The sequence below is a fragment of the Lentibacillus amyloliquefaciens genome (assembly GCF_001307805.1).
In the GTDB taxonomy this organism is placed as follows: domain Bacteria; phylum Bacillota; class Bacilli; order Bacillales; family Amphibacillaceae; genus Lentibacillus; species Lentibacillus amyloliquefaciens.
On record NZ_CP013862.1, the window covers coordinates 2393227 to 2409790 of the forward strand.

Annotated in this window: 15 protein-coding genes; 7 read left to right on the forward strand and 8 right to left on the reverse strand. The window is 42.7% G+C overall.

All coding sequences use genetic code 11. The features are described from left to right. Positions 1-11: 11 nt before the first annotated feature. Complete coding sequence (locus AOX59_RS11995) at positions 12-1235, forward strand: glycosyltransferase (RefSeq protein WP_068445848.1); 1224 nt, start codon at positions 12-14, stop codon at positions 1233-1235. A gap of 62 nt (positions 1236-1297) precedes the next feature. Beyond that, the gene (locus tag AOX59_RS12000; RefSeq protein ID WP_068445850.1) at positions 1298-2320 is read left to right on the forward strand and encodes a D-glucuronyl C5-epimerase family protein; all 1023 of its coding nucleotides are present in this window, start codon (positions 1298-1300) and stop codon (positions 2318-2320) included. A 38-nt stretch (positions 2321-2358) separates the two neighbouring features. Here AOX59_RS12000 and wecB read toward each other — a convergent pair whose 3' ends face one another. The 3 genes from wecB to AOX59_RS12015 are packed head-to-tail and all read right to left on the reverse strand — an operon-like array spanning position 2359 to position 5199. After that, the gene (gene wecB / locus AOX59_RS12005) at positions 2359-3444 is read right to left on the reverse strand and encodes a non-hydrolyzing UDP-N-acetylglucosamine 2-epimerase (protein WP_068445852.1); all 1086 of its coding nucleotides are present in this window, start codon (positions 3442-3444) and stop codon (positions 2359-2361) included. After that, positions 3441-4427, reverse strand: coding sequence for a dTDP-glucose 4,6-dehydratase (locus tag AOX59_RS12010; RefSeq protein WP_068448309.1), 987 nt, complete (start codon positions 4425-4427; stop codon positions 3441-3443). The genes wecB and AOX59_RS12010 overlap by 4 nt, the downstream gene beginning before the upstream one ends. A gap of 13 nt (positions 4428-4440) precedes the next feature. After that, positions 4441-5199 carry an SDR family NAD(P)-dependent oxidoreductase gene (locus tag AOX59_RS12015; RefSeq protein WP_068445854.1) on the reverse strand — a complete coding sequence of 253 codons (759 nt, stop codon included), beginning with the start codon at positions 5197-5199 and terminating at the stop codon, positions 4441-4443. 114 nt (positions 5200-5313) lie between these two features. Between AOX59_RS12015 and AOX59_RS12020 the strand changes: the two genes are divergently transcribed. The 4 genes from AOX59_RS12020 (at position 5314) to AOX59_RS12035 (ending at position 10128) form a co-directional block, all read left to right on the forward strand. After that, positions 5314-6537, forward strand: coding sequence for a glycosyltransferase (locus AOX59_RS12020; protein WP_068445856.1), 1224 nt, complete (start codon positions 5314-5316; stop codon positions 6535-6537). Positions 6538-6552: 15 nt separating this feature from the next. Beyond that, positions 6553-7557, forward strand: coding sequence for a glycosyltransferase family 4 protein (locus AOX59_RS12025; RefSeq protein WP_068445858.1), 1005 nt, complete (start codon positions 6553-6555; stop codon positions 7555-7557). Between the two features lie 103 nt (positions 7558-7660). Continuing rightward, positions 7661-9007 (forward strand): nucleotide sugar dehydrogenase, encoded by a 1347-nt coding sequence (locus AOX59_RS12030; protein WP_237049261.1) that lies wholly within the window; start codon positions 7661-7663, stop codon positions 9005-9007. Beyond that, a complete protein-coding gene (locus tag AOX59_RS12035) occupies positions 9004-10128 on the forward strand; it encodes a DegT/DnrJ/EryC1/StrS family aminotransferase (RefSeq protein WP_068445862.1) in 1125 nt (374 codons plus the stop codon). Before AOX59_RS12030 ends, AOX59_RS12035 begins: the two co-directional genes overlap by 4 nt. A 21-nt stretch (positions 10129-10149) precedes the next feature. Here AOX59_RS12035 and AOX59_RS12040 read toward each other — a convergent pair whose 3' ends face one another. The 5 genes from AOX59_RS12040 to AOX59_RS12060 all read right to left on the reverse strand — a co-directional run bounded on the left by AOX59_RS12040 (position 10150) and on the right by AOX59_RS12060 (position 15216). Continuing rightward, the gene (locus tag AOX59_RS12040) at positions 10150-11427 is read right to left on the reverse strand and encodes a glycosyltransferase family 2 protein (RefSeq protein ID WP_068445864.1); all 1278 of its coding nucleotides are present in this window, start codon (positions 11425-11427) and stop codon (positions 10150-10152) included. Between the two features lie 647 nt (positions 11428-12074). After that, the gene (locus AOX59_RS12045; RefSeq protein ID WP_068445866.1) at positions 12075-13301 is read right to left on the reverse strand and encodes a hypothetical protein; all 1227 of its coding nucleotides are present in this window, start codon (positions 13299-13301) and stop codon (positions 12075-12077) included. Positions 13302-13314: 13 nt separating this feature from the next. Then, positions 13315-14145 (reverse strand): hypothetical protein, encoded by an 831-nt coding sequence (locus AOX59_RS12050; RefSeq protein ID WP_068445868.1) that lies wholly within the window; start codon positions 14143-14145, stop codon positions 13315-13317. Beyond that, positions 14142-14831: an ABC transporter ATP-binding protein gene (locus AOX59_RS12055; RefSeq protein WP_068445869.1), complete on the reverse strand. Its 690-nt coding sequence runs from the start codon at positions 14829-14831 to the stop codon at positions 14142-14144. The genes AOX59_RS12050 and AOX59_RS12055 overlap by 4 nt, the downstream gene beginning before the upstream one ends. Continuing rightward, positions 14824-15216, reverse strand: a complete 393-nt coding sequence (locus AOX59_RS12060; protein WP_068445871.1) for a GntR family transcriptional regulator — start codon at positions 15214-15216, stop codon at positions 14824-14826. The genes AOX59_RS12055 and AOX59_RS12060 overlap by 8 nt, the downstream gene beginning before the upstream one ends. Positions 15217-15513: 297 nt before the next feature. On the opposite strand from AOX59_RS12060, the gene selD reads away from it, so the two are divergent. Beyond that, the gene (gene selD, locus AOX59_RS12065) at positions 15514-16557 is read left to right on the forward strand and encodes a selenide, water dikinase SelD (protein WP_068445873.1); all 1044 of its coding nucleotides are present in this window, start codon (positions 15514-15516) and stop codon (positions 16555-16557) included. Positions 16558-16564: the final 7 nt, after the last annotated feature.

The following is a 16564-nucleotide window of genomic DNA, read 5'->3' on the forward strand; positions in this document are numbered from 1 at the left end:
GGTGGATTGTAATGGCCAAAAAAGTTTGTATGGTTGTTGCTCACCATCCATTTACAGATGCCAGAATTTTTAAGAAAGAGGCAAAAAGCTTACAGAAAAAAGGCTATCATATCACCATGATTGTCCCGAGACAAAGCGGAAAATTGTTTGACATTGATGGCACCCCTTATCGAAAACAATTCCGAAATAAAGTTTTTACCTATGAAGGCATAAAAATTGTCACGTACCATTCCGAAAGCAGTCAAAAGGCATTAAGTACTGTATTAAGTAATGAAAGTGTCTGGGAAAGAAAAGGGTTTAATAACACCCTCACGCAGCTTGCCATTCAGGAAGACGCTGATATATACCATGCGCACGAGTATCTCTCGCTGTTTGCCGGAATTGGCATTAAGCGGCAGATGAAGAAAAAGAAAGGAAAAGATGTCAAATTAATATACGACAGTCATGAGTTGACGCCAGACCCTTTAGATCCAAGATATACTGAGGAACGAAGAGATCTTTTGAAACAAAAGCTTTTGACAATGCTTGATGAAGTTGATCATGTTATAACGGTTTCCCATTCGATTAAATCATGGTACTTATCCCATAAACCGGACCTGCCCGTTGACGTTATCTATAATTCTCCCCCGCTAGCTCAACATCATAAACCGAAAGCATATAACTCGAATGGGCTAACGGTTGGCTACGAAGGTAATATTGACACCAGCCTGGGCGGAATGGAAAAGTTTCTCGACATTTCTGAATTATGTTCAAAAGAGTTGGATTTTGAATTCAAAATTATCGGAGGAAGCCGGTATGGCGATTCGATTAATATACCAACCAATCTGAAGCATCAAATCATGTTAACCGGATGGGTCGATTACCATGCGATTCCAAAGCAAATGCATGATATTGATGTGGGTATGGTCGATTTAGAAGGCGTCGAATACTCACTTAACCGGGACTATGCATTGCCGAATAAATTTTTCAGTTATCTGAACAACGGTGTACCAGTGGTGGTTAATAAATGCAAAGAAATGAAGGAATTTATCAACAGACATCATTGCGGCTTTGTAATCGACAAAACGAATGCAACATCACATGACTTTGCCGATGCCTTTCTTTCGCTTCACCAGGATAAAAACAAATTACAGCAAATGAGCCAAAATAGCCGTCATGTCATGGAAAAATTCTATTCATGGGAAAACATGGAGAAACGGCTGTTCGCTATTTATCAATCACTTTTCGCAACATAAACATTTAATCCATGTAATCAATGTGCTGTTTTTTTACAATACATGAAGGAAGGTGCAGCGTTTTGAAATCTGAACCGATTCGTAATATTAACGTAACCCTGCATGATGAGTTTGAGTTAGAAGGGAAAAAAATAGGTGATGAGCTATTTATACCAGTTTCGTTAATCGACAAAGGATTAAATCTGGAAAAACAATGGAACGAAAAAACACAGACATTAAAGTTAAAGGAGACACATGCGAACGTGTTCGATATCAGCCATTACGACAGCATGGGAAATTACTTGCACTATGACAAAAATAAGGTAGAAAACTGGAATGTAACATTCACTCGCGAAGGAATTCCCAAAACCATATACCCGCACGGTGCTTACTTTAACCCATCCACTATCGCTCAATACGGATTGCAGCATTACAGTCTATATTTAAAAACGAATGACGTATCGAATAAGTATAAATTCCTGAAAGCAGCAGATTGGTTTGTAAATCACCAAGATTCCCATGGCGGCTGGGCCTATCAATTCAACCATGATTTCTTTCCAGACAGACTGAATAAACTGAAGGCACCATGGTATTCAGCAATTGGTTTGGGTATGGCTATGTCGGTTTTATCACGAGCATCGTTCCTGACAAAAAATAGCAAATACAGTTCATGTGCTTTAAAAGCCAAGATACTATTTAAAACCCCTTCTGCCGGAAATGGTGTGCTGGCTAAATTTGAAAACAAGTATCTATTCTATGAAGAATGTCCGACAGATCCGCCCAGTTATATTTTAAATGGGTTCATGTTTTCATTAATCGGATTATATGACTTATTCAAATCAACAGGCAATAGCGAGGCAAATTGGTTATATGACAAAGGAATTGCCACTTTGAAAAGAATGCTTCCACTCTACGATTTAGGACACCGGACAGCATATGATCTGACACATTATACAACTGATGGCGGCTACCCGAACGTTGCCACCTGGGGGTATCATATTGGGCATATTCATTTGCTGGCTGCCATAAATTCGATTGAAAAAGATCTGAAAATGAACGAAGCCCTCCAAAGGTGGAAAGAATATTTAAAAGGAAAAACAATTTGAATAACCGTCGAAAAAAGCTGAGTGGATCTATATCCGGCTCAGCTTTTTTCATGCCATTTCTTTACCAAAGTCTTTGCAATTTGGTGTGCAGCATGGCCGTCCCCGAAAATTGGCGGTGATTCTTCAGGTGTATGAAGTTTCATAACTTTATCCGCTATTGCCTCCTGATTCGCCCCTGCCAGCCGGTTCCATCCTGTTTCCACAGTTTCTGTCCATTCTGTTTCATCCCTCAGTGTGACACAAGGCACCTGAAGCATATACGCTTCCTTCTGCAACCCTCCGGAATCAGTCAAGATAATACTTGCTTTGGAAACAGCGCTCAACATGTCAAAATAGTTTAATGGCTCTACAATTTTAATATGAGGAGCATCGACTAAATCATTTAATTGGAATGCGTTAATTTTGTTTTTCGTTCTGGGATGCAATGGCAATACAGTCGTCTTCGCAAATCGCTGGAATACTTCAAGAATGGATTTGAGGCGCCTTGGGTCATCTGTGTTTTCCGCCCGATGAATCGTGACCAGGTAATAATTATTTTCGGATAACGATAAATCTTGCAGAATGGTGGATTGCTGTACAGCGTATGATCTAAAGTGGAGAACGGCATCATACATAATATCGCCGGTAACATATACACGCTCATTAATTCCTTCCCGTTTCAGGTTTTCAGCTGCCGCCGGAGAAGGACAGAACAGCCAGTCGGAAAGATGATCTGTCACCACCCGATTAACCTCTTCAGGCATTTTCCGGTTAAAACTGCGCAGCCCGGACTCTATATGGGCAACCGGAATATGCAGTTTTGATGCTGCCAGGCTTCCGGCAAGTGTGGAATTCGTATCGCCATATACCACGACAATGTCCGGGTTAACGGAAATCATAACGTATTCCAGCTCTGATAGCATTTCCCCTGTTTGCTCCCCATGCGTTCCGGACCCAATCCCCAAATAATAGTCCGGTTCGGGAAGGTTCAACTGCTCAAAGAAGATATCGGACATACTGGCATCATAATGCTGCCCCGTATGAACAATGATTTCCTTCACTTCGGTATACGACTTCAAAGTTTTCGACAGCATGCAGGCCTTGATAAATTGTGGTCTGGCTCCAACAACCGTTAATATCCTCATACGTCCTTCTCTTCTTTCGCAGCTCTTACCCAATCGACCGTATTGCTCACCCCGTCTTTAAAAGGGGTTTTATTATATTGGCCAATCATGTTGTGTAATTTATTGACTGAGGCTCTATGGCTTTGGACATCTGCTGTCCGCTGGGGCTTTCTTAAAGTTTTCCCCTGGTAATTCATAACGCTTTCAATTGTTTCCACAACATATTGAATTGATAATTTTTGGTCCGTGGAGATATTAACGGATTCACCGCGAGACATAAATGTGAAAACTTTTATTGCCATATCAGCAGTATCTTCAACGTAAACATAATCTCTTGTCTGCTTGCCGTCTCCATGAATCTCAGGATAATCGTTTTCCAGGATTTTTTTGATGGTAATCGGGATAACACCGGCCATAGGTCCTGCAAAATTCTGCCGCGGACCATAATTATTGAATGGCCGTACAATAAAGGCGTCCAGGCCAAACATTTTCACATATGTCCGAAGCATTAAATCCGCCGCAGCTTTTCCGGCTGCATAAGGTGTTTCAGGGTCAAGGGGATGCTCTTCATCCATGGGCTCGTACTGAGAGGAACCATATGCCTCCGAGGAGGAAAAGTGGCATAATGTCTGAAATTTCTTCTGCCGTTGAAACTCCAGCAGATTTTTTAAGACTTGCACATTGGTCAAAAACGTATTGGAAGGGTTGATAAATGAATAGTTCAATGGCTTTGTGGCGCAGTTGAAAACAATATCAATCGCGTGCCTTTCGATAATATAACCCAGTGCTTCCTGATTTTCGGCATCATCCACATAGAACGTTGCACCATTCTTTAAGGCCTTCTTAATATTTGCCTTTTTCCCTATAAAGAGACTATCTACAATGACAACCTGATTTGCCCCTTCCTCTGCCAGCCTATCTGCCAGATGGCTTCCGATGAATCCGGCGCCACCTACAACTAATACATTGCTATTTGTAATTGACTGTCGTTCCAATTCCTTCATTCCTTTCAATTCGTTAAAAATTCAACCGGGACTGCCCGCCATCGACCGTGATCGTCGACCCTACTATCCAGGAAGCCTTATCAGACGCTAAAAACGCAGCCGTATGACCGATCTCTTCCGGTGTTCCAAGCCGTCCTGCCGGAATTTTTTCCCGGGCATAGTTTTTTAAATAATCCGGATTACGCTCAAGTCTCCGTTCCCATTCCTTATTGGGATGATAAACTGCACCGGGGGCAATGCCGACGACCCGAACATTATCTTTAATGACCTCTGAACTGAATGATTTAGTAAAACTGATCAATGCAGCCTTAGAGGCATTATAGGAGGGCGAGCCACCGGACTCTTTCCCATATATGGACGAAATATTGATGATGACTCCCTTTTCACTTTCTATCATGCTATGACCCGCTAACTGACTTAAATGGACTGCCGATATCAAGTTTAATGCCATTGTGTCTTCAAATACACTAGGCGGCGTATTTACGATCGACGTGCCATGATTGGTCGCTGCATTGTTAACCAGTATGTCAATAGTATTAAAATCATCGATAAATTCAGCAATCAGCTGTTCTCTATCTTCGTGTTTTAATAGATCTTTCTGGTAGATTGTATGAAGACCCAGCTCTTTTTTTGTCTGCAAAAGTTCGGTGCGGGATCTGGCTGCAATGCCAACCTGTGCGCCTTCAGCGAGAAATGCCTGTGCAATTGCTTTTCCAATTCCTCTTGCTCCTCCGGTTACCAGCACCTTCTTTCCTTTGAGATTCAGCTCCATCTTCTCTCCTCCCCGAAATCAATGCTTTACACTTACTTTCCTAATTGTATGAATAAATCCGGAAAGTTGTTAATACGTTAGCAGTAGTGCTTTAGCCAATTTCAGGAGGGAATCATGGGAAAAAATGTCTGTTTCTTAGTGTCTGAACATCCGTTTTTAGACGCCAGGATTTTTAAAAAACAAGCAAAAAGCCTGTTGAAACAAGGATATGAAGTAACAATGGTCGTACCCAGAAGACAAGGATACCTGTTTGCTACAGATGGAAGTGTTTTTAAGGAGGCGTTTTTAAGTCAGACGTTTAGTCATGAAGGTATCAATGTTGTGACATATGAACAGTTGGAACTGGAGAAGCACATGAAAGCACTGTACCATCACCTTCGTTCCGGGGACCATTCCCGTTACAATCATCCCCTGACAAGGATTGGCATTGATCAAAAGGCTGATATTTATCATGCACACGAGTTTATGTCATTATATGCAGGCATTGGAATCAAACGGGCTTTAACGGCAAGCGGAAGGCAATGCAAGTTGATCTATGACAGCCACGAATTAGAGCCCGATCCTTTGATTAATGAACCCCGCAATACTCAAAATATTAAAAAGCAAATGCTAAAACTTATGCTAAGCGAACTTGACTATGTGATAACCGTATCGGAATCCATTAAGACATGGCACCGCACCATAAATCCTCATGTGCCCATCGAAGTGATTTATAATTCTCCCCCTTTAGCATCCGAATACAACCCCGACAAGGGTGGCACTCAAGAAATTGTCCTCGGATATGAAGGGAGTTTGAATCGCAAAAGGGGCAATTTCCGAAAACTCATTCACATATTGAAGAAGTGCCAGCAGCATTTTCCAATGAAAGTCAAAATCATTGGAGGAGGCAAGCATTTCGAAAGAGATTACCTCCAGCAACTGGACCCACACGTTAAAGAGAAAATTACGTATACTGGCTGGGTAAACTATGAAGCAATTCCTGAAGCCATGAAAGATGTTGATATCGGATGGATCGACTTAGATGCTGCCAATTCCTTGAATAACCGCTTTGCGATGCCAAACAAGTTCTTCAGTTATTTGAATAACGGTGTGCCGGTTATCGTCAATCAATGCACAGATATGGAAAATTTTATTGAAGCATATAATTGCGGCTACACTGTCAAAAAACAGCAAGCCACCGCCGAGGATTATGTGCGAACGCTGATCCATGCGGCATCAGACAGAAACAAAATCCGGGAGATGGGCTCGTCTGCACGCAACATCATGGAGACCATGTATAGCTGGGAACACATGGAGAAGCGGTTGTTCACTGTTTATCGTCAATTATCACAAGACTAGGAAAGGATGGTCACGATGCGGGTATTACATTTGCCTTATGGCTCGCCTATGATTGAATTGTCCAATGCACTGCGGTCAAAAGGCATTCAGTCGACATCATGCCATTTCAATGAACACCCGTTTGAATTCAAGCCTGATATTTGTTTGCAGCTGAATACGCTGTCGAATCAGGAACAAACAAAAAAGCTGAAGCAATTTTTAAAGGAATCGATGCTTCAGTATGACATTTTTCATTTTCATTTCGGCGAAACTTTTTTTGCTGACAAAAGCGACCTAAAAATGCTGGAACGTGCCGGAAAGAAGATGGTTGTTCATCATCACGGTTCGGAAATCAGACTTAAATCCGCTGCACAAACAAATAACCCTTACGTTCGGATAAAACCTGAATGGACTGAAGAAAAGATCAATCGACGTAACAGCACGCTGGCAAATTATATCGCTCATGCGATTGTTCAGGATTATGAATTGGAATCATATATTAAAACTGCCTATAAACATGTCCACGTTATTCCACACACGATTGATGCCAATCAATATACACCACATTATCCATCCCCAAAAAACACACCTCCCCTTGTTGTACACGCTCCGTCATCTCGGCATATTAAAGGGACGGAATTCATCCTTAATGCAGTGAACGAATTGAAGCGTTCAGGCTTATCATTCCAATTTCAATTAATTGAAGGCGTTTCGAATGAGGAAGCCAAAAATCTTATAGCCAAGGCAGATCTCGTCATCGATCAGCTGCTTATTGGTGCCAGTGGTTATATCAGTTCGGAAGCCATGGCCTTTGGAAAACCTGTCATATGTTATATCAGACAGGATCTTGTATCAAAGTACCCGCGGGGGCTGCCTGTCGTCAATGCGAATCCCGATACCATAACCGCTGTTTTAAAAAATCTCCTCCAAAACCCGCAGAAATGGAAAGATCTCGGTATAAAAGGAAGAAAATATATTGAAAAGCATCATCACGCTCCCATAGTGGCAAATCGCTATATTGACATTTATAAGAAGTTATAAGCAGTCCGGAAAACTAAGAATTGGACTGCTTATTTTTTAGAATCTCATTAGTCAGTCCAATCGTTACTACTTTCACTCCCATAGACTATACAATAAACATCTTATGACGACAGAAATGGGGTTTGACATCATCATGACAGGTTATAGCGCATCATTACCGAATGTAGCAGTCGTTGGTCTCGGCAAAATAGGTTTGACATTAGCCGCTGTCTTTGCCAATCATCGTTACAATGTTTTCGGTGCAGATATCAATCCCGATGTCGCAGCATCGGTAAACCAAGGTATATCCCACATTCAAAACGAGCCGGGATTGGACCGGCTGGTATTAACCGCTCATAAAAATAATACGTTATCAGCTACAACAAACACTGCCGAAGCTACAGCTCAGGCAGAGATTATCGTTGTAATCGTCCCAGTGTTAACAGACGAACAAAATCAGGTTGATTACCAATTGATTGATCGCGCAGTCGCGGAGATAGCCAAAGGCATTAAAAAAGATGCAATGGTTATTTTTGAAACAACACTCCCGCCCGGAGATACCGAAAATCGGTTTGGTAAAAAAATAGAGGAAATTTCGGGGCTGCGTCCTGGCCGGGATTTTGATCTCGCATATAGTCCTGAACGCGTATATTCCAATCAGATTATTCACGATTTGGGACATTACCCGAAAGTTGTTGGAGGAATAAATGAAAAGAGTCTTAAAAGCGCTGCAGCCTTTTATAAAAATGCTCTTGGCTGTAAGTTAATTGAAGTTAGTTCACTGGTAACAGCTGAGTTTTCGAAGGTTGCCGAGTGCGTTTATCGCGATGTCAACATTGCGCTGGCCAACGAATTGGCCATGTTCGCAGAGGATAAAGGCGTCAGTATGGCTGAAGTGATAAGCGCCAGCAACAGCCAGCCCTACTCCAATATACACTCGCCCGGAATTGGCGTTGGGGGGCATTGTATTCCAATCTATCCCTATTTTTTTATTAACAAAGGATTAAGTACAGGTCTCACTCCATTATCGCGAGAAATCAATGATAGCATGGCGGATTATGCCATTGGCAAAATCGAAAAACAGATCGGGTCATTAAAGAATAAAAATACCCTTATCCTTGGGTTATCGTATCGTGGAAATGTGAAGGAACCAACTAAATCAACCACACTAGTTCTTATTGACCGGATGCTGGAAAAAGGAGCAAACCCATTCGTTAACGATCCACTCTTTTCCGACCGGGAAATCAAACAGCACGGGGCTGCTCCGCTATCATTATATGATGACAACTGTTCAAAAATCGATGCTGTGATCCTGCAGTCATTTCATGAGGAATACAACGAAATTGACTTTAGTCAATTCACAAACTGTCAGCTCGTTTTAGACGGAAGAAATAAACTGAACAGCCAGGAAATCTCACGGCTTGGGATAACGTATGAGTCGATCGGAAACCAAGGGAGGCAGTGCCCATGACACAGAATGAATGGAGTCATATACCAATGGTTGACTTAAAAAAAGAGCTGTCAATCATCCGATCACCTATACTAGAGGCGATCACCGATGTTTTAGACAGCGGTGACTATATACTGGGGGAAAAGGGCAAGCAGCTGGAAAAGGCTTCTGCCCAATATGTCGGTTCCACTTATGCCATTGGAGCTGCAAGCGGAACTGACGCTTTAGCACTGTCTCTGAAATCTTTGGACATTGGACCGGGGGATGAAGTGATCACAACTCCTTTCACCTTCTTTGCCACGGCAGAAGCGATTGTGCAAGTCGGTGCAAAGCCTGTTTTTGCTGATATTGAGGAAGAAACGTATAACATTGACCCGGACAGCATTGAGAAGGCAGTAACCACAGACACAAAGGCACTCATAGTTGTTCATTTGTATGGCAAGGCCGCAAATATGCAGGAGATTATGCAGGTTGCAGACAAATACGGGTTATGGGTGATTGAAGACGCCTGCCAGGCAATTGGCACAGAGTATAACAGCAAGCGAACAGGAGCAATTGGAGACATTGGCTGTTTCTCCTTCTTTCCATCCAAAAACTTGGGTGCATTTGGGGATGCCGGGCTGGTGTCCACCAACCGCCGGAATATATATGAAAAGATTCTTCAGCTTCGAAACCATGGCAGCAAGGAGAAGTACTATCATTCAGAGATCGGGATGAATAGCAGGCTTGACGAAATGCAAGCAGCCATTCTGCTTGTGAAATTATATTATTTGGATATTTTCCTGCATAACCGAATGGAAATCGCCAGAAGGTATACCGAAAGCCTGTCCCATCTTCTGAAAACACCGCCGATTGTCAAACATCGGGAGCATACGTTTCATCAATATTGCATTGAGTCTGATAAACGGGATGAACTTGCATTGGCTTTAAAACAAAATGGCATTGATTCAGCGATTTATTACCCTGTTCCATTGCACTTACAGCCAGCTTTCGACTATCTCGGTTATAACAAAGGAGATTTCCCGGTTGCTGAAAGAAAGGCCGAAAGAATAGTGGCACTTCCAATTTCTCCGATGCTATCTTTTCAAGAACAGAACTATATTATTAAAACGATAAAAGGTTTTCTGGAGAACAATGGCTAGGAAATGCCATTGTTCTCAACGCTATTCGAGTGTTTTCAGAAAACCATTCCAGCTGGCAAGGTTTTGTTTAGTGATGCTTTTTTTATGTTCCCGTACATTATATACGGTGAAATCGCTATATTGAAATCGTCCTTTTTTTAATAGACGGTTTAATACACTGACATCTTCATAAAGCCTGCCATCTGCAAAATCAATAACCGGAAAGCCGCCTTCTTTTTTTAACAAAGAGGTGCGGTAAATGCGTGGACCGAGCGGAAAGCGGTAGGATAAAAGTTCCTTCTTTCCTCTAACAACAGTACCGTTGGCATGTCCTTTAAACATGACGTCATCTTGCAATTGTTTCCATTTTCTGAGATTGCCGTACAGTACTGAGACATCCTCCGGCAAACCCGCCAAGTGTTTTTTGATGGTGGAAACAGCATCAGGATCAAGCCAGTCATCAGCATCAAGCTCCAATATAAAATCAGATGTGACGTGTGGCAGCAATGCGTTTAAGGCTCTTGCTTTCCCTCCATTCTCTTTGCTGAACATTTTCACCCGAGAATGACCACGATAACACTGAAGCCGCTGCTGTGTATTATCCATTGATCCATCATCCATGATAAGCAGCTGTTCCGCTTGTTCATTTTGCAGCAGGCAGGAGGCAGCAGCCGTTTGGACATATGCTTCCATATTGTAAGCTGACATGATAATCGAAAGGCTGGGATAATCAGAGGTTGTTTTTTCCAAATGATATTTTTGTATAATTTTTTGTCTTTCAATCACATTCTTGGAGTTGTTTTTCCTGGTCTGTTTCACTAGATTCTCTTGAAAGTTTTTATGAGGCGATTTGACCGTAGCAAGCCAGGCTGAAAAAAGCGCCTCCTTAAATGGCAACTCGTAAGATAGCATAAAGGGATGCTGTCTTAGAAATAACGTGCGAACGAGTAAAGGCTGACGAGTCGAGATGCCCCGGTTATATACAAACGTTCCTAAAACGGAATGATTCCCGGCTAATTGAAGGGAAGGAGACGTTAAGACAGCCGACAGATAATCAGTACCGCTCAGCAATAACACATAAGTCGTGTCGATCGTGTTGATGGTTTCCTGCAATACCTCCCCTTCGTCCTGTTTTTCAATCGAGACAAATCGAATCCGGTCAGACCAATCAACATCAGGCACTTGCTTAAACGCACTCGCCCTTTGTTGAAAAACGATAACTGCATTTAGCCTGGAGCTAACCGATTTTAACGACACCAAAGCTTTTGAAAGTGCTGTCTGAACAGAATAATGAATTAGGATGGCGGTTATATCCCTCAACTTGGCTCCTCCGATCAACTGAAACTTAGCAGGAGTACATATGACGTCCCTGTACATAATATGACTTGGGACGAATGCATATGCATTTTAAAGCACTCCTGCATTTACCGGGAAAGCTATAATCTGTGCCAATCACTTGGTAGAAATGCCGATACGACCTGACGCGCTATGCATACTATATAGTAATCGATACAAGTCTTGTTGAGAGTTCATACCCATGAATTTTTACCCTTGGAAAGCCGTTTGATCACCGGCTTTCCAATGCTTAAAATCACTTCCTGTCACTATAATTAATGGTTTGTAAAACAACTTGGATCCCAGGATAAAAGATTTATTTTTTTGTAAGATGGCCCGGCCACACACCTCCTAACCTGAAAAACGAAACAAACACCTGCTTCCCAATCAGAAGCAGGTGTTTGTTTATCACGCATGTAACCCGCCAAAATACGGCGGCTAACTGCCCCTAAATGCCCGAATCGGTTCGGGCCTGCAGGACGCGGGTTACGAAAGGCGCCCGCACACGATGCCCGAGTACTTAGCCTTTGTTCCCCTGATTCAGTATCAAGCATAAACAAGCTTTGAGGCGTGTTTCCCTGATAGTTTGCCTCTGTGAGCACATACAGCTTATCATTATTTTTTCCGAACACTCATTGAACAGACATATCATAAATCAATAATGTATTTTCTTGATCAACAGATCCGTTGGTTGTCACTTCACCTTCGTATAAGACATCCCCGGATTCGGTATCCATAACAATCAAATTTTGCGTACTTGCAGGATCATTCGGTCTCGTGAGTAAATACATTTTCCCATTGGCTATTTCAACAGCGGGGGTTGATTCCTGCTGCATGGCATCAATGTTTTCTGAAGGGATATCGAGTTTTCCTTCCACATTCCCTGTCTCGAAATTATACCGGGTGATTTCACTTATGTTGTCATCCGTAAAATAAAGTGTGGTATTCTCGTAAAAAAGGTCGTCTTTACCTTTTAACGATTCAGGCAGCGCCAAGGATTTCTTCTCTCCCGTTTTGAGATTATATACAATATATTCGTCCGCACCTTCATTCGAAATCTGTTCTGCAACATTGCCCTGTCTATTACTCGATTGCCGTACAACTGGTTCCGTCGTTTTAGCGAACAGGACATAATTGTGATCGCCCAATATATCCGAACTGGCCAGCAGCCGCATAGAAACATTTGTGTTTTCATCCTGTTCTTCAGCAGATGCAATGGTGTCTTCTCCGGTTATTTCTTGTTCGGAAATGTCGATCTGATAAACGTATGTCGCATTTCCGCCATTTCGTAAATAGTTTTGCGTCATGACGTTTAATTCACCATCCAGCATTTGAACGTCTTCTATGATGACTGAATTGTACATTGCCCTGTTCGGTACCGGCATCGTAAATGATGTCGTTTCATCATCCGCCTTATCCAGAACAGAGATGTCAAATTCCATATCCCTGTCAGATCCTCGGACAGACTGATTTCGTACCCCGGCATATGCCAGGGTATCTTCTGTTTCCAAGTAGGAGGCAACGTTGCTGCGTTTACCGCGCATGAAGCTGCGATATTTTTCTTGCAGCTGACGGATTTCCTCGCTGTAGTAACCTCGCTGGATACGATCGAAAAATGACCGCTCCCCTTCATAGGTTGACCCATCTGATGTCACCCGGACACCTGCACTGTTCATCCCGGATGCAACACTGTATTGTCCGTATAATGTAACAGGGTTTGCTTCCTTCTCGTCGCCCTTAACTTCTTTCATGACAACTTCCGGATATCTGCCGGCAGATAACGCTGACTGGACGTAAAATGTTCCAATGGTAAGAACGACAACTGTTATAATGGCAATTAATTTTCCATATCGTCTCATGTAATAACCCCTCTCATACCGTCACTTTTTTCTTCAGCAAGTAATTCCCCAGCCAAATCGACATAGCGGTCACGATTAACCCCATTACGATTTGCAGACCGAGCGATTCAAGCGGGTACAAATAATTCCGGTTAAAAATAACCATATGCAGTTCAGGCAATACAAAAAGGATAACTGAAACGGCAGTGTAGCCGATTCCGGCGAATATTCCTTTCCATTTGAAACTGCGCTCGAATAGAATGGCTGTAAACAGAATCGACACCGCCATGAATCCGGCACCATAATACAGGATGAATTCCGTAAACGTCTGTGGGACCAGTATTGCCAAGTAATCCCAGCTAATGATTTGGGAGATTGTCATATCCGCTCTGAAATCAGCAGGCACCATCCACTTCAATACGCCGTTTTCCAAAGGCAGAATTATAAGCTGAACGGATACAAGTCCAAGTACCATTAAAACGATGGATGCCGCTTTTGACAGGTAAACATTCAGCCGTGCAGTCGGCAGCATCAGCAGCCGGTAGATGAACGTGTTTTTCCCGAACCAGTCGCGGTACCAGATCAGGAAAATATAAAAACCTAATGCTGCAGCACAAAACGCAATCGGTCCCATAAACCACAAACTTCTGGCAACCTCCAAAAATGACATTTGCCCGTTCTGTTCAATAAATTGTGCCGGCGGAATCATATCCTCATAAATGGCTTCATTGGCTCTGCTCATATATTGATTTGCTTTCACGATCATTCCTGTCACCTGTACAATGACCGTCAGTACAATCAGTGCAAGATAAACTTTCATAAAACGGCTTAATTCAAAGTTCAATAATTTCACAAAACGATTCATGGCTGATACACCTCCCGCATCACATCAACAACTGACTTACCTTCTTCCTCTCTAACCTCTTCACTGTTGAATTGCTTTAACACTTTCCCGTCATCCAGAAGCACCACTTTATCAATCAAATGTTCAATGTCATTGATCTCGTGCGTCGTAATAATAACGCCTCGGTCTTCAACCAGGTGACTTGTAAACACCTCAGCAATCTGTTCCCGGCTGAAAATATCAATCCCGGAGAACGGTTCATCCATCAGCAAGTAGTCAACGTCCAATGCAAGTCCAAGGAGCAGATTAATTTTGGATCTGTTCCCTTTTGATAAATCATTGATTTTTTCACTTTCCTTCAATTTGAAGAAATCCAGTAATTCCGTTGCGCGTTCCTGATTCCAGCTTTGATAAAAATCATTCATGAACTGCATCGCCTCAACTATGGTCATGCTTGGCATCATGGTAATCGCATCCGGAATGAAGGTGATTTTTTCATAGCTACGTTTATCGATGGTTTCACCATTCATCAGGATCTGTCCGCCATTAAGTGGTGTCAGGTTCATAATCGCATTCAGTATCGTAGTCTTGCCGACGCCGTTTATGCCGATAATACAGGTGATCTCACCCTTTTCAGCGGTGAACGATACACCTTCAAGCACTTTTTTTCGGCCGAATTTTTTCTTAATGTCGTTTACCTCAATCATACTTAACCTCCTTATCATCACGTTTGTCTTCATATTTTTCTTTAACGAGTTCCAGCACTTCCTCAACCGGAACATTAATTGATTGAGCCGAGTGGACAAAATCATCGACCGCTTCGGTGATCAATTCCTTTCGTACCGATTTGAGCACATTCTCATCCCGTGTTATTTTACTCGGCAAGTTTCTCTCCGTCGTAATCAAGCCTGCATCCTCCATTTCTTTATAAGCCCGCTGTGCAGTATTCGGATTTATTTTCAATCGATTTGCCAGCTCACGCCGTGACGGGATTTCCTGACCAGGTTCAAATGTGCCGGTCGCAATCCGTTCCTTAAAATGCCGGATAACCTGCACATACACCGGGTCCCGCTTATTAAATGTTACATTCATAATCACAGCTCCCATTTCTTCAGATGAACACGAGTGTATTAATAGGTTAATACACTTTAGTCAAAAAAATGTGTATCAAGCGCACAATACATCCTATGCAATGTATTATATGGTTAATACACCTAAAAGTCAATAGCTGGGTTTAAATTCTGATTACCTTGAAGCCATTTTTCCTAAAGGCAGATTGTTTTCATGATGCTGTCTATTTTCAAGGCGGTCACAGCTTACTGTCAAAAAGCAAATCTCCAGCGTGTATGATAAAATAGGCAGTACGAGTTTACTGAAAGGATGATTGACATGCCAAATGCCGTTAAACTGACATCGCTCTCCTCTAAAGGCGGCTGCGGATGCAAAATTGGTCCGGCCGAGCTTGAAAATGTTCTCCATTCGCTACCGCAATCAGTCACGAATCCTAATTTACTTGTCGGGCTTGATACAAGTGATGATGCGGGCGTCTATAAGTTAACCGATGATCTTGCACTCGTGCAGACCGTCGACTTTTTCACACCGATTGTCGATGATCCATATGATTTTGGTCAGGTAGCTGCCGCCAATGCCATCAGTGATGTGTATGCCATGGGCGGAACACCGATTACAGCGTTGAATATCGTGGCGTTCCCTATCACAACATTGGATGAAAGCATACTGGCTGAAATCTTGCGTGGTGCAGGTGATAAACTGAAAGAAGCCGGTGTCTCACTTGTGGGCGGTCATTCGATCGATGACCAGGAGCCAAAGTTTGGCCTTGCTGTTACAGGAACCGTTCACCCGGACGAGATCAAAGCGAATACCGGCGCCAAGCCAGGGGACAAGCTGATTTTGACAAAGCCAATCGGCGTCGGCATCATGAGCAGTTCCCTGAAAAGGGATTTGCTGAACCAGGATGAAATTGACCGGGTTACACGCGTTATGACAACGTTGAACAAAACTGCTTCCGAAACGATGAACGATTTCACAGTCAATGCCAGCACTGATGTGACCGGGTTCGGCTTACTCGGCCATGCTTCAGAAATAGCAGCTGGAAGTAATGTGGAAGTACAGATTGATTCAAAATCAGTCCCTGTCCTCCCGCGTGTGAAAGAACTTGCTGAGGGCGGTGTCATTCCTGGCGGCACAAAAAGTAATTTTAACCACATAAAAGACATTGTATCGTTCTCGGAAGAGCTTGATCAGCTGGATCAATATATACTGTGTGACGCGATTACTTCGGGTGGACTGCTCATTTCAGCAGACAGCAGTGATGCCGAATCTCTCCTTGCTGAATTGCAGAGAAAAGGTGTGGAAGCAGAAATTATAGGTGAGATTTCAGATGGCAATAATGGTCATATTACAGTCAATTAGTCAGGAA